This window comes from Nocardiopsis rhodophaea (assembly GCF_039530945.1).
Taxonomy (GTDB): domain Bacteria; phylum Actinomycetota; class Actinomycetes; order Streptosporangiales; family Streptosporangiaceae; genus Nocardiopsis_C; species Nocardiopsis_C rhodophaea.
The window spans coordinates 192,007-212,194 of the sequence record NZ_BAAAPC010000001.1 but is presented as its reverse complement, the minus strand read 5'-3'; the positions used below and the strand labels follow the sequence as shown (position 1 = coordinate 212,194).

Sequence of the window (20,188 nt, the reverse complement as noted above, 5' to 3'; positions counted from 1 at the left end):
GGCACGGCCGGCTCACTCCTCGCCGGTCAGCCAGCCCTTGGCCGCGGCTCTCGCTCCGGCCTGGAAACGGCTGCGTGCCCCGAGCTTCTCCAGCAGGTCCGCCGCGATGCGCCGAGCGGTGCGGGGGGAGACGCCGAGCCGGTTGGCCACGGCCTCGTCGGTGAGCCCCTGGGACAGCAGGCGCAGTGCCGCGGCCTCCTGCGGGGTCAGGCCACGTTCGTCTCGTTCGCGCCGGGGCGTCTCGCCCAGCGGGGCGGCGTTGTCCCAGATGCTCTCGAACAGGGCACCCAGCGCGGTGACCGTTGCGGTGCCGCTGAGCACCAGGGCACCGGCGGCGCTATCGCTGTCGTCCACGGGGACGATTGCCACCCGCCGATCCGCGATCATCATCCGGACGGGCAGTGACGGCGTCGTCCGCACCTCGCCCTTGAGGTCTGTCAGCCACTTGGCGTACGCCATTGTCGCGGGATGATGGCGCACACTGTCCAGGTACAGCGTCCGCATGCGCACACCGCGTTCCAGCAGCTCCTGATCCTGCGGCTTGGCGACCTCCATGCTCGCCTCGCTCTGGGCGCCGCCCGGCACGAACGTCATGACTTCGCTGGAGACATCACGCACGAGCAGCGCGATGCGGTCCCTGATCTCCTCGATCCCGTCCAGGCGCTCGATTCCCTCGATCGGCTGGTCGAGCCGGAGCGAGGCGAAGTCGGCCGACAGGCGGGCGGCCGCGGCCCGGATCTCCTCGATTCGCTGCTGTTCGGCCGCCAGACGCTCCTGCTGGCGGGCGATTACCGCCTGGAAGCCGACCTCCGGGTCCACGGCCCGAAAGCAGGTCGGCTGGCCGATGACCGGTCGGACCAGCGCCAGCTCGCTGAGCTGGTCCAGCGCCTGGCGCAGCCGGGCACCGGACATCCGGAGTTTCTTCCGCAGCTCCGCAAACTCGACCCGGCGGCACGCCAGGACTGTCAGATAGACGGCCTCGCAGGCCTCGTCCAGCCCCAGAAACTCCAGCACCGAGCCCCTCCCCCAGAAAAGGACATACGGCGCAATCTAACCATGTGCCCTCACCCATGGAGCGGCCACATACGCAAACGTTCAACAAAGCGCGCTTACCACCGCTTTGCCATTCCCTATCTGCGCGGAAGCGGCCGCCCACCGCCACCCCGCGGGCACCGAAGGGTGAATCGTCAGGAAGGCTAGTGGCGCGCGTCACCGGATATTCGGCTGCTACGGTGCCCGCGCCGTTCCACCGGCTGCTTTTCCGGCCCACAGCCCTGGACGGAATATGCGATGGCAGAATGCGGAAGCCCCGGAGATCTGCTCTGCCAAGCCCGCAGCGGCAAACTTATGGCTGTCAGCGAGCCCCATCCCCGGACGGGACCCGCCGGCACCCCTGCCTGTACCCCTGAGAGAGCTCCATCATGCTTCAGCCGACACTCCGTGACGCCCGCACGCTGGGCGTGATTGTCTTGCAGCTGGTCCTGGCGGCCCTCGTCTCGACGTACAGCACCGCGTCCTCCGCCCCCGCGCCCGTGGTCCACTCCGCCCACCACCAGATCGCTACCGCGCCGGGCACCGACACCACCGGCTGGGACTGACCCCTTGCGGCACTCGGGCAGCCAGTGCCGCACCTCCCTGGGCGGCATGACATCGAGCCGGAGTACAGCAGTGACGCAAACGACAGAATTCCTGGTCCTGGGTTCCCTGGAAGTGCGCCGTTCCGGCGAGCTCATCCGCCTCCGGGGCATGCGGCAGCAGAGGCTGCTGGCATTACTGCTCCTCAACGCCAACCGGGTGGTCCCGGTCGATTACCTGGTGGACGAGCTGTGGGAGGTCCCCCCGCCGTCCGCGCGCCCACAGGTCCACAACGCGGTCCGCGACCTACGGCGCGTCCTGCCCGCGGCCGACGAAAGCTGCCTGGCCACGGCCGACATCGGCTACCGGCTCACCGTGCCGCAGGACGCCGTCGACGCCTACCGCTTTGGCCGCCGGGTCCGCGCCGCCGCGACGGCGGAGCGAGAAGGGCGGTCCACCGAGGCGGTCCGGCTGCTGCAGTCGGCGGTGGACCTGTGGCGCGGCGACGCCTTCGCCGGGATCCAGTGCCCGGCCGCCGCCGGTGCCGCGGTCAAGCTCAACGAACAGCGGCTGACGGCGATCGAAGACCTCATGGCACTGAGGCTGAAGCTCGGCGAATCGCGTTCGCTCATCGGGGAGCTCCACGCGCTGATCGCGGAATATCCCCTTCGCGACTCCCTGCGCTGCAGCCTGATGACCGCCCTGTGGCGCAGCGGGCGGCAAGCCGACGCGCTCGCGGTCTACGACGAGGGCAGAAGGCGCCTCGCGGAGGAGCTCGGGCTCGACCCGAGTCCCCAACTGAAGTCGGTGCACGCGAGCATCCTCGCCGGATCCCCAGACGAGCGGGGGGCCGGAGGCGCGGACTCCGCCGCGGACCCCGATGCGGACGGCGCCCCGGCGCGGCCCGCGCCGACACCGGACGACCCGCCTTCGCCGGCGGCACCAGCCGCGGGCGACCACGGGAACTACCTGCCCGCTGACCTGACGGACTTCACCGCCCGGTCCGTTGACCTGCGGACCGTGCTGAGCGCCGCCGGGCCGGGGCGAACAGGCGGTTCACCACTGGTGGTCGCCATCGACGGAATGGGCGGGGTGGGCAAGACAACCCTGGCGGTGCACGTCGCCCACCGCGTCCGACGACGTTACCCGGACGGGCAGTACTTCATCGATCTGCACGGCTTCAGTCCGACGCACCGGCCGGTAGTGCCGGAGCAGGCGCTCGGCACCCTCCTGCGGACCAGCGGGCTCGGCCCGGACGCCATCCCGGAGGGTCTGGAAGAACGCAGTGCCCTGTGGCGGTCGCGGCTGGCGGGGCGGCGCTGCCTGGTGGTCCTGGACGATGCGGCGGACTCCGCTCAGGTAAGGCCGCTGCTGCCCGGCGCTGGAGGCGCCTTGGCGCTCGTGACCAGCCGCCGCAAACTCACCGCACTGGACGGCGCGCTACCGGTGTGCCTGGATGTGCTTCCGCACGAGGACGCCGTGGCCCTGTTCACGCGGGTTGTCGGAGAGCGGCGCGCGACCCGGGAGCCCGCGCAGGTCGCCACGGCGGTCGAGCTGTGCGGCTACCTGCCCCTGGCCATTCGGATCGCCGCGACCCGACTGCGCGACCGCCCCGCGTGGGCGGTCGCCGACCTCACCGCTCGCCTGGCGAACACTGAGCGGCGGACACGCTGCCTGCGGACCGCCGAGCGCGACGTCATCTCCTCGCTGCGGATGTCCTACCAGTACCTCAGCCCGTCCCAGCGGCGGTTCAGCCGGCTCCTCAGCCTGGACCCGTCCGCGTCGTTCGGCATCGAAGCCGCCGCTGCCATCACCGGCCTGCCCGCCGCCGACGTCGAGGGCTACATCGACGTGCTCCTCGATAACAACCTGGTCAGGCAGCATGCTCCGGACCACTTCTCCTTCCACACCCTGGTCCACGACTGCACCCGCGAGGTGCTCACCGAGGACGCGGACGCCGAGTTCGCGGCCGAGGCCGCACTGATCGAAAAATGGCGCCTCTCGCCGAGGCCTAGCCCTTCAGTTGGAGATCCTCACCCCTGCGGTAGTTCGCTCATCCCGGATGCCGGGTAGCAGCGGTGTATTCGGGCGCCGTTGCTGGACTTCCCTCCGACCGTCACCGATGAAGAACGCGCCTATGAGTAGGCCGACCAGCTCGACAACCTCCTACTGGACGTAGGCCCAATCCTCCCGCGCACCGACCTGCGGCGCCGGGCGGCGGCGTGCGTGCGCGGCCTGCTCGCCCCGCTGTCCCGCAAAAACGGGTGGCAGCTCGCCGAGCACGCCGGCGATGCCGCGCCCCCCGGCCAGCAGCACCTGCTCAGCCGCGCCCGCTGGGACGCCGATGAGCTGCGCGACTTCGTACGCCGCTAGACCGTCCAAGGCCTGGACGACGACCGCTGCGGCCTGGGCCCCGGCAGGGCGGGCGTGCTGGTCATCGACGAGGCAGGGTTCGCGAAGAAGGGCCGCACCTCGGCCGGGGCGGCCCGGCAGTTCACCGGCTGTCTGGGCGGGGTGTTTCCCGGCCAGGTCGGGGTGGTGGCGGCATGGGCCACCGCCCGCAGCCAGGGGCTCATCGACCGCGAGCTGTACCTGCCGCGTGAGTGGACCCAGGACCCGCACCGCTGCCGGGCCGCCCACACCCCCCACGGGACCGGGTTCGCGACCAAGCCCCGGCTGGCCGAGCGCATCATCGAGCGGACCCTGCCCGACCTGTTCCAAGGCCGGGTCTGGGTCGCCGCCGACGAAGTGTACGGCCGCGACGGGAGGTTCCGCGCGTCCCTGGAGGCCCACCGCCTGCCCTACGCGGTCACCCTGCAGGCCAACCACACCGTGCTGCCGCGCCCCGGCTGGCGCCGCACCGCCCGCCTGGTCGACCGGGCCGCGGCCGAGCAGGACCGGGTGGAGCTGCCCGCGGGCCCCTCCCCGTTCCACAGCCGGGTCTGGCAGTGGTGGGTGCGCCGTGTCCCCGACCCCGACACCGAGGCGGGTGGCGGTGCCTCGGCACGCTGGATCATCGCCCGGCGCCGCACCGACGACCCCGGTGGGCGGGACTACTTCCTGGCCTGGGGACCCGAAGAGACCCCGGTGGAAGAACTGGTCACCGTACCCGGGGCGCGCTGGCGGGGAGAGGAGGCGATTAGGCTCGCCACCTCCGCCTGCGGGCTGGCCGACTACGAGGTGCGCTCCTATGGCGGCTGGTACCGGCACATCTCCCTGGCGATGCTGGCCGCGGCCTTCCTCGCCGTCCACGACGCCCGGGCGGCAAGCGAGCCGCAGGCCGGTGCCGCGCCGCCGGCCCAGAGAGGGGGAGATCGGTGACCACACCCGCCGCACCGTCCCCGTGCGGTTCACCGCCTATGAGATCGGGCGCCTGCTGGCGCTCCTGCAGCCTCGGCCTTCACAGTCCGAGGGGCTGAGGCGGGGGCTGTCCTGGTCGCACTGGCGGCGCTGCTACCAGGCCGCGGCCCGTGCCTGCCACCGTCGGCGCAGCCGTGCCCGCGACCGCGCGCGGGCGACCGCGCGGCCCCCGCCCCGCCCTTCGCCGTGAACTACGACAGCGTCATCCACCTACAACTGAAGGGCTAGGCATTTGAGACGATCGGCCCTAGACAGCACTCAGGGGCCTGTCTCTTAACCGAGAACTATGCCCCTGACCTGCGAAAACGATGGCGCGCTCGGGAGGATTCGAACCCCCAACCTTCTGGTGTATTTCGGGGCACTTCGGACCTGCGGCGATGCCGCTCGACAGCCGGTGAGCTGCGAATTAGCGTCTCGCTCGATCTCAGCGGATCACGGGTGAACTCGGCGTTATGTGCAATGAATGTGCATCGCAGAGGACCATGTGACCAGGCAATTTAGGAGTCTCTGGGATGGGCTGTGCAACGCCTGTGGCGCCTCCTGGGAACCGAACGCCCGTCGACGCCATTCCCGGACTGGCCTACGCGGTCCCTACTCCCCGGACCTCTGACGCGGGTGGGACCCTCGCCGTAGTCTGGCGATGATGCGCTGATCGACAGGACGGGGAACGCCCGTGACACATGACCAATCCGTCGCCGACCGGGTGCGGGAACTCCGGCGCCGTCGGGGACTGACACAAGAGGAGTTGGCCGAACAGGCTGGAGTGAGTCCGAACGTCGTCCGAAAGATCGAACAGGGCGGCACGGCGCGGATGGAGACCTACAACGCGCTCGGCCGCGTGCTCGGGGTGCGAACCGTGTGGTTCATGACCGCCGAGTCCCCCGAACCCCAACCACACGACAACCGCGACGCCGTGCTCGCCGATATCCGCTCGGCGGTGAATCCCCCGGCTGGTCTCTCCGGCCCGATCTACGGAGACGACGACACACCCCCCAATCTCCCGATGCTCTCCCGCGCGGTGACCGCCGTCGCCGACGCTTACCAGGCCGACCGGTACGACGACGTCGCGCGCATGGCCCCTGCGCTTGTGCGCTCGGCACACGTCCATGTGCGAGCGCTTGACGGAACCGAGCACACCGAAGCGGTGCGCCTTCGCGGAGACGCGTTGCAGCTAACCGGTCGTTACCTGATTCAGATCCGCGAACATGACCTCGCGCTTATGGCCCTACGGGACGCGCTCCGCGACGCGGTCGACGTCGGTGATGAGGCTTTGGCCGCTGCCGCGATCGGGCAACAAGGCTGGGCACTACTTCGGCAAGCCCGCTTTGACGAGGTCGAGCGGCTGTGTGTCGCTGCCGCTGATGAGATCGAACCCCGCATCTCTAAAGCAACCCCTGAACAGCTGTCGGCCTGGGGCTACCTGCTCATGCGTGCCGCTTCCGCTGCCGCGCGGAACAATCGTGTTCAGGAAGCCCGGGAGCTTCAAGGTGTCCTGGCGTCCGCTGCCGCGCCGTTGCAGCGGGAACAAGAATGGGCCGGGCATCTGAAGTTCGGCCCGGTCAAAGCCGCCATGAACGGTGTTCAGAATGAGCTGATAGGTGGTCATCCTGATCGTGCCTTGGAGCTTGCCGGTCGGCTTCCGCGCGGTGTTGGGGGAGTGACTCCGAATACGCGCCAGCGTCACGCGCTTGACCGTGCGAAAGCGCATCTACAGCTCGGAGATATCGACGAGGCGACGACGATTCTCGGCAAGCTGCGGCGGACTTCGCCCAGCTGGCTCCGTCATCAGCGGATGGGGCGCGATATCGCCGAGGACATCGTGAATGCTCCGAAGCGGATGCCCACGCAGGAACAGCGGGAACTCGCCGACTTCCTTGGGGTCCCGATGTAGCTGCCACGTTCCGTGGTAGTTCGGTACGGGGTGCGGTAGAAGTGCCGCGCCCCGTCACTGTTCCTCCTGGTCACACGTTCGTAGCGTCGTCGGCACACTCCCCCCAGCGAGAGGCGGCCGACGATGAAACGACCACGCGCCGAGGAACGCGCCGCACTGCACGGACCTTGGCCCACTCCGATAGAGATCATCGCCGCCGAGTTCCCGGAATGGGACATCGGCCGCGATTTGAAGGCGGACGGCAGGCATGGCGACTGGCGGGCACACCACACCCCGACCGGCGCCACAGTCCAGGCGCCGACGACCCGCGCCTTACTGGTCTGCCTGCGGGAACACCGGCGCGCCAACGACCCTGACCGACCCGTCATCGACCAGCTGAACGACAAGTACCCCGACTGGAAGGTATGGCGGTCGGTCGACGACCAGGGGCGTCCGGCCGCGTGGCTCGCGACGAACAAGACAGCCGGGTCGGAGTTCGCCCCCACCCTGCACGCCGACAGCGCCGAGCAGCTAGAAGCCCAGTTGCAGAACCCCGGGCACGCGCACGGGCTCGCGCTCGCGGACCTTCCCCGAGGTGAGCGAGGCGAGCATCTGTGACCACAGCCACCGATGCCCGATGGGGCCGTACCCGCGCGTACGCCGACCACCATGCCCAAGCCGCACGGTTGCAAGCTGCCTATCCGCAGTTCGTCATCTGGTACGGCGAGCACACCGGGGCCTGGTTCGCCATGACTCCGAGTGGGCTTACCGAGGCGACGACGCTCGACGCGCTCACCCTCGCCGTGTGGTCGCTGACGGAGTTCTCAGCAGACCAAGGCAGTCAACGCCCGAGGGTGCGCACGGGCATCCGGCGGCTTTTGCCCCGACCGCGCCCGCGTGGCGGACGCTGAAGACTCCCGCGCCGGTCGTGCGGTGAGGGTGTGGCCCTGGTCTCTGAGGGGTGACCGGGGCCACGCGCATGGCGGCGAAGCCGCCCGTTTCTGGCTTCCGATAAGTGAGGGTTATCGGAAGCCAGGGGGAGTGATGCGGTGATCGGGCGCGCCGGGGACCGACTTCGCACGCGCGGGTAGACGGTGCGGACGGCTCTCCCCCCCACCCTTTGAACCTGACTGGCCCTGAACGTCCCTCCCCGGCGTTCCCCCTCGGACAGCTCGAAGGGGTCCACTCCCGTTCTGCGCGCGTCGCCCGCGTTTTTGCCATGGACGCGCGACCACATTCTCTCGCGCGCACGCGCGCGTAGGCGGGGGTCGACCGGTCGAACTAGCCCCTTGACCCGCTGTGCTCACGCGACTCTGCGTATACGCAGGCATTTGAAGCAATGACCGTGTTCGCGGGCGTAGGAGCTGCGTTCACCGCAGGTCGGACACGGCATGGTGGGGAGTCCCTGGGACTGGTCGTCGCCGGAGACAGGGTGTGCAGCGCTGTCCGGCCTGTCCGTACCGTCCGAACTCTGGTGTTCGCCCTGGTCGACGGAGGTCCGTGGTGCGGACAGGGGAACCGGTGTGCTGTCCGGTGCGCCGTCCGCGCTGTCCGCTCCGGTCGTGGCGCGGACAGCGTGCGAGGGTGCGCGGACGGCTCCGGCCGTCCCCCCGTCCACTGGTCTTCCCTGGTCACGTTGGTCGGCGGACGGTCCGGACGGTGCGGACGGCGGTTCGCGGGCCGTCTCCGCTGTCAGCGTGTAGAGGCGGGCGCGCCTGCGGTCGGGGCTGCGCTGGGTGTCGTCAAACTGGATTCCCAGCGTTCGGAAGACCGGCGCGAGTCGTTTGAGCTGGGAACCGGCCTGCGGGTTGCCCTTCGGCCACCGTTGCGGGCGCGGGTCGGGCGTGGGGATGGCCGCCAACAGGTCACCGACCGTTCCCGACCACTGGCCGCGCGCCTCCACGTAATCGACCACCGCGCGCCCGAACGGCTCACCGTCCAACAGGTCGGCCGCGACCGTCTCCGAGGCGTGGGTGTAGGTGTCCAGGGTCGACCAGCCGCGCGCCTTGTCGAGCGCGCCCAGGACGCGGGCGAAGTCGGCCATACGCGGCAACTCGCCGAGGGTGAGCGAGGGGAGTTCGGCGAGTACATCGCACAGCAGGTCCAACAACGCGCCCAGGATCACCGGGCGCGCCTGGTCGTAGGCGTCGATGACCTCGGCATCCGGGCGCCGACGCTCACGCGGGATGGGTTGCAGTTCGACCGTCAGGAGGCGTTCGGACAGGTCCCCGGCCAGGGTGCCCGTGTCGATGCTGGTCATGGCCAACGCGCGCCGGAAGCTGAGTACGGTGACGTCGTCGTCGCTGTACAGGGCGCGGTCGACCAGCCCGTCACCGGTGACCGCCTTGCACAGCGTGTCCGACAGCCACGGCGCGATCGTTGAGACGTTGTCCAGGCAGATCACCCATGACGCCGACGCGGTCACCGCCCAGGACTTCACATCGCGTGGCATCGACCGGAGCGGCGCGGGAGAGGGGTCGACCAGGTTGACGGCCATCTTCGCCGCCGTGGACTTGCCGGTTCCCTGCTCTCCCTTGAACGCCAACACGGGGTGCGGGATATCGGGGATCAGCGCCGCGACCAGCCACCCCACCAACAGACGGAACGCCGATTCATCAGCGTTGACCAGCTCGCGCAACAGGACGAGCCCATCCTTACCGCGCTCGGGGTCGGGTAGGGGAGACGTCAGTCCGGTTCGGCGGAACAGGACCGGGGAGACCGGCCGCCACTCCCATCCGGTGGGGGTGGCGAGCACGCACGCCCCGTCCGGGGTACCGAGGTCGACCACCACCCCGGCGCCATGGCGGGCGATACGAAGGTGAACCGGTTCCGGCGGCGCGTCGGCCGCCTGCCCTTCCAACACCGTCAGGGCGTCGGCGAGCGCGGTTTGCGAGGGCACCTGACCCCTGTAGGCGTCGGCGTAAGCCTTGGCCAACGCCGCGCGCACCCCAGCCCGGCCGCCGCGCAGGGGAAGCGCGGTATTCGGGCCGTTCAATGAGACGGCGTAGGGGCGGGCGTCGGTACCCATGAACAGCCGGTACCGCTGGGATGCGAGGTCGACCAGCTTCGCCGCCTGCGATGGCTCGCGTTTGAACTTACCGGCCCTGCTGTCCCGTTGGTCGTCGGTGGGGCCGTCGTAGGGCGGCATGTCGTCGTCAAAGGTCACGCGGCACCCTCCATGGGTTCCCAGGGCACCGGACCGCCCGGATGATCCTCGGCGCGCGGGCGCGCGAGCGCTGCCCTGGCGGCGTTCACCCGCACCAGTTCGATCGTGGTGGCGCCGAAGTCGGTACGGCGGCGTTGGCGTTCCTGCCACACGAGGTCTTGTTCCGCGCACGCGGCGGTGATCTCTACGCGCATGGCCTCGACGTCGCACCGGAGCCGGTCGGCGATGGCGTCGGGTTCGCCGTCGTCGGCCCATGCTTCGGCCGCGCGAACCACAGCGGCGGTCTTACGCGGGTCATCAGCCGGGAGTCGTCCCCACGCCGGTGATCCGTAGCGAGGGATATCCCCGGCCGCCTGCCCGCGATCGATGAACCGACGCGCCCACGCACGCCGGTACCGCCGTAGCTTCGTACCCGCTGGCGTGTCGGTGACAGGCGGGTTTCTGCTTCCGTCCGTCATGCGGCTTCACCGCCCTGGTTCGCGTCTAGCCACGCCTCGACGTCCGACCATCGGTAGCGGACGTGGCGGCCGACCTTCGACCACTTCGGCCCTTTTTCCAGGTAGCGCCATTGGGAAAGCGTCCGCTCGGGAACGCCGAGGTACTCGGCGACCTCGGTAGGTCTTCCCAACCCTCGGGACGCCGTCACGAAGCTCTGAGATCGAGCCATCACGAATCCTAACGATCGGTCGAAGCATCAAAATGATGTCGGACAAGATCAAGGTTGTGCTACCCAATGCGAGATGTCAAGTAGATGTGTGTCGGCATCAACAAGAGTTGCGAAGCTATCAAAATGATGCGATCGTTGGCGCATGGCTGAAAAGAAGAACCCACTAGGGCCTACCGGCGAGACCGTCCGGAAGAACGTCAAGCGCCTCCGACAAGACCGGCGGCTGACCTTCGCCGAGCTGTCTCGGCAGCTCAAGGAGATGGGAAGGGAGATACCGACCCTTGGGCTCTCTCGGATCGAAGAGGGAAAGCGACGGGTAGATGCGGATGACCTTGTCGCGCTCGCGATGGTGTTCGACGTTTCTCCGGCCACGCTGTTGCTGCCGCCATCCGAGGATGCGGATGAGCGGGTATCGGTTCTTCCCGCTCACGACACGCCATGGCGTACCGCCTGGCGTTGGGTGCATGGCGAACACCCCTATTGGGAACCAGGCGCGGATAACGAGCTGCGCGGCGACGACGAACGGCAGTGGCAAGAACGGCTCCGACGGTTCATCTCGGAGAACAGGCCCTACGAAGAGTCGAGCCCTGTACACGAGATCGACAGGTTTTTGTGCAGCCGGATTGATGGCCCGTGGCACCTCGACATGGACCACAGCAGCGACGGCGTGACGGCGTCCACCCTGAGCTTGCACAGCCATCGCGAGGCGAAGCGGCAGGCGGAGAACCAGAAGGAAGGCGAATAGTGGCCCGTGCGTGGGTGTACGACCGGACGAAGGACAAGAAGTACTGCGAGGCGGTCAAGAAGGCCAAGGCAGCCAAGAGGACGCCACCCGCGCGGTGGATTGTCCGGTACTACGACCCTGCGGGGAAGCAGAAGAGTGCGGGTACGTTCTCCAAGAAGCCACAGGCGGAGAAGCGGCAGTCCGAGATCGAGGCGTCGCTGAACGAGGGCACCTACCGCGACCCGAGCGAGGGAAAGGCCACGCTCGGGAACCTGGCTGAGAAGTGGCTGAGCACGCGGACGGACATCAGGCGCTCGACGTGGTGGAAGTACCGGAGCTTGCTGGACAACCACGTACTTCCCCGCTGGGGTGAACTTCCGCTTACAGCGATTCAGACCGAAGACGTGGCCGTATGGGTGGCTGAACTGCAGAAGCCGCGTGACGAGGGTGGTACCAACCTCGGGGCGTCGCAAACGCGCCGGGCGCACGGTGTGCTGTCGATGGTCCTGGACTGGTGTGTGCCTCGACGCATTGCGGTTAACCCAGCAAAGGGCGTCCCGCTTCCTAAGTCGAGCGAGGTCGAACACGTCTACCTCGACTACGGCCAGGTTGAGGCGTTGGCGTCCGCCGCGTCGTCGTTGCGCACGAAGTACGACCAGGCGTCGGCGTCCGCCCACATCAACCGCGCGCTCATCCTGCTATTGGCCTACACGGGGATGAGGTGGAACGAGGCTGCGGCGCTGCGCGTCGGCAAGGTCGACTTGGTCGGGCGCCGGATTCGGATCGTGACCGCGTTCGCCGAGGTCGAGGGGAGGCTGATCGAACAGCCTCCCAAGACGGGCAAGAGCCGGACGGTTCCCGTTCCCCCGTCCCTCGTCGCCGAGTTGAAGCCGCTGATCGAAGGTCGCCCGGATGACGCTCTGGTGTTCACCAGCAAGCGAGGCGCGACACTCCGGCTCCGCAACTGGCGGCGCCGGGAGTTCAACCAGGCGGTCACGGATGCCGGACTCGACGGAATGGGGCTCACCCCGCACAAGCTCAGGCACACCGCCGCGTCGCTGGCCATCGCCGCAGGGGCTGACGTCAAGGTCGTACAGACGATGCTCGGACACGCCACGGCGACCATGACGCTCGATCGCTACGGCCACCTGTTCCCGGACCGGCTCGACGAGGTCGCCGACGCGATGGACGCCGCTCGGATCAAGGCGGCCGCGTAACGAGAAAAGGCCGACCGCTCGGAGCCATGTGCAACAAATGTGCAACGGCCTAGAAGCGATCGACCTTCCTGGTCTCACTCAATCGGCTCTCACCTGCGGTTTCACCGGCTGTTGAGCGCGCTCGGGAGGATTCGAACCCCCAACCTTCTGATCCGTAGTCAGATGCTCTATCCATTGAGCTACGAGCGCAGATTCTGTTGTGTTGTCCCTGGTCGCTTGCTGCTCCCTGAGGACGAGTAAGACTCTACCAGAGTGTTCGGCGCGGTTTGACCGTCTTATTCGGTGCGGCGGGGCGGGTGTGAGGCAGGCGACAGAGCGTTGCCTCCGGCCGGTGGTGTGTGGGAGGCGGCGGGGGTGCTGCCCGTGGGCGTGCCCCCGCCGCTGGTCCATGGAGTGCTGTGTGGGGCGTCAGCCGGTGGCTTGTTTGACCGCCTCTGCCCAGATGGAGGTGGCGCTCTCGATTTGTTCCTCGTTCACGATCAGCGGCGGGATCATCCGGACGATGTTGCCGAAGGGGCCGCACGTGAGGAGTAGGAGGCCGTTGTCGGCCGCAATGCGGTGGGCGCGGTTGGCGGTCTCGGTGTCCGGCGAGCCGTCCGGGGCGGTGAATTCGTTGCCGATCATCAGGCCGAGGCCGCGGACGTCGCCGATGACGGGGTGGGCCTCGGCGACCTGGGAGAGGCCGTGGCGGAGCCGCGTTCCCATGTGGGCCGCGTTGTCGACGAGGTTCTCCTCTTCGATGACGTCGAGGGTGGCCAGGGCGGCGGCGCAGGAGACGGCGTTGCCGCCGTAGGTGCCGCCCTGGGAGCCCGGCCAGGCCTGTTCCATCAGGGCGGCCGGGGCGGCGATCGCCGACAGCGGAAAGCCGCTGGCCAGGCCCTTGGCGGTGATCACGATGTCCGGGCGGACACGGGCGTGGTCATGCCCCCAGAACTTGCCGGTGCGCCCGAATCCCGTCTGCACCTCGTCCATCACGAGGAGGATCCCGTGCTGGTCGGCGCGTTCGCGCAGGCCGTGCAGGAAGGCCGGCGGCGCGGGCACATAGCCTCCCTCGCCGAGCACCGGTTCGATGAAGATCGCGGCCGTGTCCTTCGGCGAGGTGACCGTGGCCAGCAGGTAGTCCAGTTCCCGAAGGGCGTAGGCGACCGCATCGTCCTCGCTCATGCCCAGCCGGTAGGCGTAGGGGAACGGGGCGACGGCCACCCCCGGCATGAGTGGGCCGTGACCGGCGCGGATCTTCACCCCCGACGTGGTCAGCGACGCCGCCCCCATGGTGCGACCGTGGAACGAGCCCTGGAACACGATGGCGTTCTGCCGCCCTGTCGCGTGCCGTGCCAGCCGCAGCGCCGCCTCCACGGCCTCGCTGCCGGAGTTGACGTAGAAGAGGCGGTCGATGCCCTCGGGCAGGACCGTGCCCAGCCGCTCGGTCAGGTCGAGCAGTGGCCGGTGCATGACCGTCGTGTACTGGCCGTGGACGAGCGTCGCGACCTGGCGCTGCGCCGCTTCCACCACGCGGGGGTGGCAGTGGCCCGTGCTGGTGACGCCGATCCCGGCGGTGAAGTCGAGATACCGGCGGTCGTCCTCGTCGTAGATGTAGACGCCCTCACCGCGCGCGGCGAGGACCGGGGTCGCCTGCTTCAGGACGGGGGAGAGCCGGGTCGGCTGCTCAGCCATGCTCGTCAACCTCTGTCTTCTGTCTCTGGGTGGGACGGGTGGTCGTTGGGTCTGTGACTGGCTGCGGTGTGTTTGTAGGATTGTTGACAATCGACCGCACTATGGAATCATCCGCCCTGAGGCGATGTCCAGAGTGTGCCCTAGCCCCTACCCGCTCGGGCGCCGGGTATCCGCTTCGTCCTGGGAATACGTCACGCAGGCGGTGGTTAGCGGGCGCACCCGCGGGAAAGGTCGTCCACGCAGGCAGACGCCGTCCGCGAGCACGCATGCTCGATTCGGAAGGGAACGCACACGCGATGACCGTTGCAGACCGGGAGACGCAGGTCGTTGAGCAGGTCTCCAAGCAGCTCCTTATCGGCGGACGCTGGCACGACGCGAAGAGCGGCGCGACCTTCAAGGTCGAGGATCCCTCCACGGGCTCGGTGCTGTGCGAAGTCGCCGACGCCGGCACCGAGGACGCGTTCGCCGCCTTGGACGCCGCGGCGGAGGCCCAGCCCTCCTGGGCGCGCCACGCGCCGCGCGACCGCGGGGAGATCCTGCGGCGCGGCTACGAGCTGCTGATGGAGCGCCAGGACGACCTCGCCCTCCTCATGACACTCGAAATGGGCAAGCCGGTGGCCGAGGCCAAGGGCGAGATCGCCTACGCCGCGGAGTTCTTCCGCTGGTTCTCCGAGGAGGCGGTCCGCATCGAGGGCGGCTATTCGCTTGCCCCCAACGGCCAGGCCCGGTTCCTCATCATGCGCCAGCCGGTCGGGCCGTCCATGCTCATCACGCCGTGGAACTTCCCCATGGCCATGGGCACCCGCAAGATCGGCCCGGCCATCGCGGCCGGCTGCACCATGGTGCTCAAGCCGGCCCAGCAGACGCCGCTGTCGGCGCTGGCCCTGGCCGACATCCTGCGCGAGGCCGGCCTGCCCGAGGGCGTCCTCAGCGTGATCCCCACGACCGACGCCGGCGGGGTCACCGAGCCGCTGCTGCGCGACGGCCGCATCCGCAAGCTCTCCTTCACCGGGTCCACGTCGGTCGGCCGCAAGCTGCTGGAACAGAGCGCCTCGCAGGTCCTGCGGACGTCCATGGAGCTCGGCGGCAACGCGCCCTTCCTGGTGTTCGACGACGCCGACCTGGACGCCGCCGTCGAAGGCGCCATGCAGGCCAAGATGCGCAACATCGGCGAGGCGTGCACGGCCGCCAACCGGTTCTATGTCCAGGCCGCGACCGCCCCGGAGTTCGCTCGGCGCCTCGGCGAGCGCATGGCCGCTCTGAAGCTGGGCCGCGGCACCGACGAGAGCGTCCAGGTGGGTCCGCTGATCGACGCCAGGGCGCGCGAGAAGGTGCAGTCGCTGGTGGACGACGCCGTCGGACGGGGCGCCGAGATCCTGGTGGGCGGCGGACCCGGCCAGGGCGACGGGTACTTCTACCGGCCGACCGTCCTGTCCGATGTCCCGAAGGAGAGTGAGCTCTCCTCGACCGAGATCTTCGGCCCCGTGGCTCCGGTCATCACCTTCGAGACCGAGGAGGAGGCCCTGGCCGCCGCCAACGACACCGAGTACGGGCTGGTCAGCTACGTCTTCACGGACAACCTGAAGCGGGCGCTGCGCGTCTCGGAGACGCTGGAGACCGGTATGGTCGGGCTGAACCAGGGCATCGTCTCCAACCCGGCCGCGCCCTTCGGCGGGGTCAAGCACTCCGGCCTGGGCCGTGAGGGCGGGCGCGTCGGCATCGACGAGTTCTTGGAGATGAAGTACGTGGGCATCGGCGGCGTATGACCCCGCTCTTCACACCCGCGCCGACGGTCCGCTCGGGATACCTTCCGCGCTCCGAGCGGACCCGTCGGCGTCACGCCCCGCCCGCGACGCGGCCACGGCCCACACGGCCAGCCCGAGGAGGGTGACGCCGCCCGCCGCGGCGCTCACCGCGATCCACCCGACGTGCTCGTACAGCGTCGCGCCGAGCGCCGACCCCACCGCTCCGGCGAGGAACGTGCCGAACATGTACACGGTGTTCATCCGACTGCGTGCGTCGGGGCGGGCGGCGAGGGCCGCGCTCTGGTTGGAGATCTGGCAGCCCTGCAGTCCGGCGAACAGGACCGCGATCGCGAGCGCGGGCACGGCCAGGCCGACGCGGCCGAAGAGGAACAGGCAGCAGCCCGCCGCGACCACCGCGAGCGAGACGCCCACGACGCGCAGCGGGCCGTACCGGTCGATGAAGCGGCCCGCGATGGGAGCGACCCCCACCCCGACCAGCCCGAACAGGCCGAAGTACGCGGCCCCGGCGGTGTCGAGCCCATAGGGCGGGGCGGTCAGCAGGAACACGAGTGTCGTCCACAGCATGTTGAAAGCGGCGAACACGCAGGCCTGCAGCGCCAGAGACCGGAGCAGCACCGGCTCCCGGAGCAGCCCGGGCAGCGAGGCCAGCAGCGCGGCGTAGCTCGGCCGCTCCCCGGTGCGGGGGCCTTCCTCCGGCGGCAGCAGGGCGGCGGTGATCGCGCCGATCGCCGCGGTGGCGACGGCGGCGATCGCGAACACCGCGCGCCACCCGCTGAACTCGCCGATCACACCGCCGATCACCCGCGCCGCGATGGCGCCGCTGAACACTCCGGCCTGCAGGACCGCGATCACCCCGGCGCGGCGCTCCGGAGGGGCCATCGCCGTGGCCATCGGCACGAGAAGCTGCGGGATCACGGTGAACGCGCTCGCGGCCAGGATCGCCGCCAGCAGCGCGGGCAGCCCCGGTGCCAGAGCGGCGGTGGCCAGTCCCGCCACCGTGCCGACGACCAGCCAGCTCACCAGCGGGCGGCGGCGCACGGTGTCGCCGAGCGGAAGCAGGAAGAGCAGACCGACGGAGTAGCCGAGCTGGGAGAACGTGGCGACGAGCCCGGACTGGGCGGCGGAGGTGCCCAGCGAGGCCGATATCAGGCTGAGCAGCGGGGCGCTGAGGTAGATGTTGGCGACGGTGGTCGCGCAGCACAGGGCGAGCACGGGCAGCAGCGCGCGGGGCATGGGGGTGGTGGACACGGAGTCCCTCCTTGGGTCCGATCCCGATTTCCGAACGAACTAGATAGTTCGGATGTAATGTACACCCCCGATGGCGTCCAAACGAACTGGATAGTTCGCTTATTCTTGTGGCATGAGTTACGACGCCCAGGCCACCCGGGCACGCATCCTCGACGCGGCCACCGCCGAGTTCTCCGAGTACGGCGTGGCCGGAGCCCGGGTCGACCGCATCGCCCAGCGGGCCGACGCCAACAAGCGCGCCATCTACGACTACTTCGGCGGCAAGGAGAAGCTGTTCCGGGTCGTGCTCGAGGCCGCCCAGCGGCGGATCGCCGACGAGGTGCCGATGGACCCCGACGACCCCGCCGCCTACGTCGCCCGCCTCTTCGATTACCAGAGCGCCCACCCCGAACTGGTCCGGCTGCTGCTCTGGGAGGGGCTGAGCCACGGCTCCGAGGGCGCCATCCCGGCCGCGGACTGGCGGAAGGAGCACTACGCCGCCAAGACCGCCACGGTGCGCGAGGCCCAGGAGTCGGGGACAGTCCGCGGCGACCAGCCGCCGGAGCTGCTGGTGTTCCTGCTCATGGCCATCGCGAACTGGAACTTCGCCGTCCCCCAGCTCCGCCGCTACCTGCTCGGTGACGACGTCCCTCCCGAACGGCTCCGCGACGCCCTCGCCTCCGTTGCCGGAGACCTGGTCGGCGGGCGCGGGGGAGCGTCCGCCGGGTCGGCATCGGAGGCCGACGAGCCGAGCTGACCTGCCCGAGCACGACGTTCCCTCGCATCACTGTTGATCTCGGCAGAGTACGCCGAATAGCTGCGATAGGAGTTTCGGGCTGTACAAAGCCCCGGGCGTCTGCTGGGTGGCATGGCCGACGGTCGGCTGATCCGGTGCTCTTGGGGGAAAGCGGCGCCGAGGGCGGTGGGGGGCTGGGGCGCCGGGCTTGCGGTGGGAGGCCGGGTGGCCCCAAGCGGGGATCGGCGCTGCCCGGAACCACTTCCGGCGATGATCATGGGGACTGTCCCGGTTCTGTCCGTTTTGCCGGGACGATTGCCATGATCATCGCGGGAAAGTGGGGCAAACCGGACGCGCCCGAGGCTCGCGCGGCGAGTATTCGGTCGATATCGCCGAGATCGACGGAGCGTGCGGCGGCATCGCTCTGGGAGAGGTCAGGAGCGTCCGGCCGGCGATGATTCGGTCAGGTCCCCGGTGCCGTCATTGGAACACGCCGGTGTGTTGATCCGGTCCACGGTGTCGAGCATGTGCGACTCGATGAGCCTCAGCAGCGCCTCCTCGTCGCCGTCGGCGATGGCGTCGAGCAGCTTGCGGTGCTCCTGCACCAGCTCGTCAGGCTCGGGGTAGGCCTTCTGCATGACGGTCAGGCACATGCGCGTCTCGACGAGGAGGGTCTGGGCCATGCGCTCCAGCCGGGAATTGCCCGAGCAGCTGACCAGGGTCTGGTGGAATTCCTGGTCGGCGTCGCTCATGGCCACCCGGTCGCGGGTGGCGGCGGCGTCCACGAGGTGCTGGAGGGCGGCCGTCAGCCGGGCGGTGGCCTCGCCCCGGTTGCCGCGCATGATCAGTTCGCAGGCGGTGCGCTCGATCGCGAGCCGGGCGACGTAGATGTCGCGCACGTCCTGGGCGGTGAGCTCCCGGACGAACAGCCCGCGGTGGCGTTCGCTGCGCAGCAGCCCCTCCTGCACGAGCCGCTGCATGGCTTCCCGCAGCGGGCCGCGGCTCACCCCCAGCTGCGCGGCGAGCTCGGTCTCGCCGAGCTGGTCCCCGGGGACCAGCTCGCCGTACATGATCGCCGATCGGAGCTGGTCGGCGATGAGGGCGGCGGTGGACCTTCGGGGAACGGGTTGGAGTCGTCCTGGGGCGCTCATGGCATTCGCACACCTATCTATGGCGTCTGCTCGGTCGAGTCGGGCGCTCGGGCCCCCGCGATCGGGGCGATCGGATCGGGTGGTCCGGGCCGAATCCGACCCTAACCCCCCGAATGTCGCCCACTGCCCCCTCCGATCGGTGCTCCGCGCGCCACGGCTGCTGCTCCTTGTCCTGATTCCCCCTCACCGGTCGATAACCGTCTTTCGCGCGTCGATCTGCGAATTCGGAGCTCCCGCCGAGAACAGCGCGCCCAGTCCCGCGCGGGGCGCCGTCGCCCCGGCCAGGCGCAGCCCTTCCCATACGCTCACCTGGTTGGCGGTGAGCACGGTTTTGCCGAGCCGCTCCTCCAGGTCCGGCAGGATCGCCGCACTGTGCAGCGCGGTGTCGGGGACCAGGACCGCCTCGGCCGCCGGGTGGTCGTTGGCGGCGACGAAGTCCAGCACCTCGGCCGCCCGAAGCGTGCCCACCTCCGCCGCGGTGACGATGCCGCGCTCGGCCCACGCCACGACCTCGATGCCGCCTTCCCCCAGGAACGCGGCGAAGAGCCGCGCGATATCGGCGGGGTAGGTCGCGGCGATCGCCACCCGCTCGATCCCCAGGTGGCGCAGCGCGTGCACGAACGCGAACGACGTGCTCGACGCGGGGACACCGGCCGCCTCCCGCACTTCGGCGACCTGCTGACGCGCGCCTTCCCAGCCGAACACGAAGCTGCCGCTGGTGCACGCCCACACAGCGGAGTCGACGCCCAGCGCGCGCAGCTCGCGCGCGCCTTCGGCGAGCACGTCGGAGCCGCCGATGCCGAGCAGCGCGTCCACCCGGTGCGCGTCCTCCCGCATCAGGGTGTGCACCAGGTGCAGCGTGACATCGGACCCGATCAGCTTCTGCAGGGCTGGATAGTCGTCCTCGGCGCTGTACCCCGGGTATAGGAAGCCGGCACTGGCCATGGTGATGGTCCTCTCCCCCTTTTCGTGTGTCCGCTTGGTTGTGTTCGACGGGGATGTCCGGCCGCGCCCGTCATTCGTGCGCGCGCGACGGGTGGACGAGGGGTGCGCGG

17 protein-coding genes, 1 tRNA gene and 1 pseudogene are annotated in these 20,188 nt (G+C 69.4%); 10 read left to right on the top strand and 9 right to left on the bottom strand.

Features of this window, described 5'->3' with window-relative positions; all coding sequences use genetic code 11:
- Positions 1 to 12: 12 nt before the first annotated feature.
- On the bottom strand, positions 13 to 1,014 hold the full coding sequence (locus tag ABD259_RS00985) for a LuxR C-terminal-related transcriptional regulator (protein WP_344107096.1): 1,002 nt from the start codon (positions 1,012 to 1,014) through the stop codon (positions 13 to 15).
- Positions 1,015 to 1,421: 407 nt separating this feature from the next.
- On the opposite strand from ABD259_RS00985, the gene ABD259_RS00980 reads away from it, so the two are divergent.
- From ABD259_RS00980 to ABD259_RS00955, 6 genes and pseudogenes are all read left to right on the top strand, one after another.
- Positions 1,422 to 1,598 carry a hypothetical protein gene (locus ABD259_RS00980; RefSeq protein ID WP_344159467.1) on the top strand — a complete coding sequence of 59 codons (177 nt, stop codon included), beginning with the start codon at positions 1,422 to 1,424 and terminating at the stop codon, positions 1,596 to 1,598.
- A gap of 70 nt (positions 1,599 to 1,668) precedes the next feature.
- Positions 1,669 to 3,648: an AfsR/SARP family transcriptional regulator gene (locus ABD259_RS00975; protein WP_344159464.1), complete on the top strand. Its 1,980-nt coding sequence runs from the start codon at positions 1,669 to 1,671 to the stop codon at positions 3,646 to 3,648.
- A 21-nt stretch (positions 3,649 to 3,669) separates the two neighbouring features.
- Positions 3,670 to 4,896 (top strand): annotated as a pseudogene (locus ABD259_RS00970) (IS701 family transposase).
- Positions 4,897 to 5,608: 712 nt separating this feature from the next.
- A complete protein-coding gene (locus ABD259_RS00965) occupies positions 5,609 to 6,826 on the top strand; it encodes a helix-turn-helix domain-containing protein (RefSeq protein ID WP_344159461.1) in 1,218 nt (405 codons plus the stop codon).
- Positions 6,827 to 6,949: 123 nt separating this feature from the next.
- Complete coding sequence (locus ABD259_RS00960; RefSeq protein WP_344159457.1) at positions 6,950 to 7,423, top strand: hypothetical protein; 474 nt, start codon at positions 6,950 to 6,952, stop codon at positions 7,421 to 7,423.
- Positions 7,420 to 7,716 (top strand): hypothetical protein, encoded by a 297-nt coding sequence (locus tag ABD259_RS00955; RefSeq protein WP_344159454.1) that lies wholly within the window; start codon positions 7,420 to 7,422, stop codon positions 7,714 to 7,716. The genes ABD259_RS00960 and ABD259_RS00955 overlap by 4 nt, the downstream gene beginning before the upstream one ends.
- 392 nt (positions 7,717 to 8,108) lie before the next feature.
- Here the strand turns inward: ABD259_RS00955 and ABD259_RS00950 are convergent, their stop codons facing one another.
- The 3 genes from ABD259_RS00950 to ABD259_RS00940 all read right to left on the bottom strand — a co-directional run bounded on the left by ABD259_RS00950 (position 8,109) and on the right by ABD259_RS00940 (position 10,638).
- Positions 8,109 to 9,971 carry an ATP-binding protein gene (locus tag ABD259_RS00950; protein ID WP_344159451.1) on the bottom strand — a complete coding sequence of 621 codons (1,863 nt, stop codon included), beginning with the start codon at positions 9,969 to 9,971 and terminating at the stop codon, positions 8,109 to 8,111.
- A complete protein-coding gene (locus tag ABD259_RS00945) occupies positions 9,968 to 10,246 on the bottom strand; it encodes a hypothetical protein (protein WP_344159449.1) in 279 nt (92 codons plus the stop codon). Before ABD259_RS00945 ends, ABD259_RS00950 begins: the two co-directional genes overlap by 4 nt.
- 179 nt (positions 10,247 to 10,425) lie before the next feature.
- On the bottom strand, positions 10,426 to 10,638 hold the full coding sequence (locus ABD259_RS00940) for a helix-turn-helix transcriptional regulator (protein WP_344159447.1): 213 nt from the start codon (positions 10,636 to 10,638) through the stop codon (positions 10,426 to 10,428).
- Positions 10,639 to 10,780: 142 nt separating this feature from the next.
- On the opposite strand from ABD259_RS00940, the gene ABD259_RS00935 reads away from it, so the two are divergent.
- Together ABD259_RS00935 and ABD259_RS00930 are read left to right on the top strand one after the other, a co-directional pair.
- The gene (locus ABD259_RS00935; protein ID WP_344159444.1) at positions 10,781 to 11,383 is read left to right on the top strand and encodes a helix-turn-helix domain-containing protein; all 603 of its coding nucleotides are present in this window, start codon (positions 10,781 to 10,783) and stop codon (positions 11,381 to 11,383) included.
- Entirely contained in the window at positions 11,383 to 12,579 is a 1,197-nt protein-coding gene (locus tag ABD259_RS00930) for a tyrosine-type recombinase/integrase (RefSeq protein ID WP_344159441.1), read from the top strand. The genes ABD259_RS00935 and ABD259_RS00930 overlap by 1 nt, the downstream gene beginning before the upstream one ends.
- A 116-nt stretch (positions 12,580 to 12,695) precedes the next feature.
- On the opposite strand, the gene ABD259_RS00925 is transcribed toward ABD259_RS00930, so the two are convergent.
- Positions 12,696 to 12,768, bottom strand: a tRNA-Arg gene (locus tag ABD259_RS00925).
- A gap of 219 nt (positions 12,769 to 12,987) precedes the next feature.
- Complete coding sequence (locus ABD259_RS00920; RefSeq protein WP_344109133.1) at positions 12,988 to 14,253, bottom strand: aspartate aminotransferase family protein; 1,266 nt, start codon at positions 14,251 to 14,253, stop codon at positions 12,988 to 12,990.
- A gap of 296 nt (positions 14,254 to 14,549) precedes the next feature.
- Between ABD259_RS00920 and ABD259_RS00915 the strand changes: the two genes are divergently transcribed.
- Entirely contained in the window at positions 14,550 to 16,019 is a 1,470-nt protein-coding gene (locus ABD259_RS00915; protein ID WP_344109131.1) for an NAD-dependent succinate-semialdehyde dehydrogenase, read from the top strand.
- A 9-nt stretch (positions 16,020 to 16,028) separates the two neighbouring features.
- Here ABD259_RS00915 and ABD259_RS00910 read toward each other — a convergent pair whose 3' ends face one another.
- Entirely contained in the window at positions 16,029 to 17,267 is a 1,239-nt protein-coding gene (locus tag ABD259_RS00910) for an MFS transporter (protein WP_344109130.1), read from the bottom strand.
- Positions 17,268 to 17,379: 112 nt separating this feature from the next.
- Here ABD259_RS00910 and ABD259_RS00905 point away from each other — a divergent pair, with 112 nt between their 5' ends.
- Positions 17,380 to 18,003, top strand: coding sequence for a TetR/AcrR family transcriptional regulator (locus ABD259_RS00905; protein ID WP_344109128.1), 624 nt, complete (start codon positions 17,380 to 17,382; stop codon positions 18,001 to 18,003).
- Between the two features lie 413 nt (positions 18,004 to 18,416).
- Here the strand turns inward: ABD259_RS00905 and ABD259_RS00900 are convergent, their stop codons facing one another.
- Together ABD259_RS00900 and ABD259_RS00895 are read right to left on the bottom strand one after the other, a co-directional pair.
- Positions 18,417 to 19,133 (bottom strand): GntR family transcriptional regulator, encoded by a 717-nt coding sequence (locus ABD259_RS00900; protein ID WP_344159439.1) that lies wholly within the window; start codon positions 19,131 to 19,133, stop codon positions 18,417 to 18,419.
- 183 nt (positions 19,134 to 19,316) lie between these two features.
- Positions 19,317 to 20,078 (bottom strand): maleate cis-trans isomerase family protein, encoded by a 762-nt coding sequence (locus tag ABD259_RS00895; RefSeq protein WP_344159436.1) that lies wholly within the window; start codon positions 20,076 to 20,078, stop codon positions 19,317 to 19,319.
- Between the last annotated feature and the right edge of the window lie 110 nt (positions 20,079 to 20,188).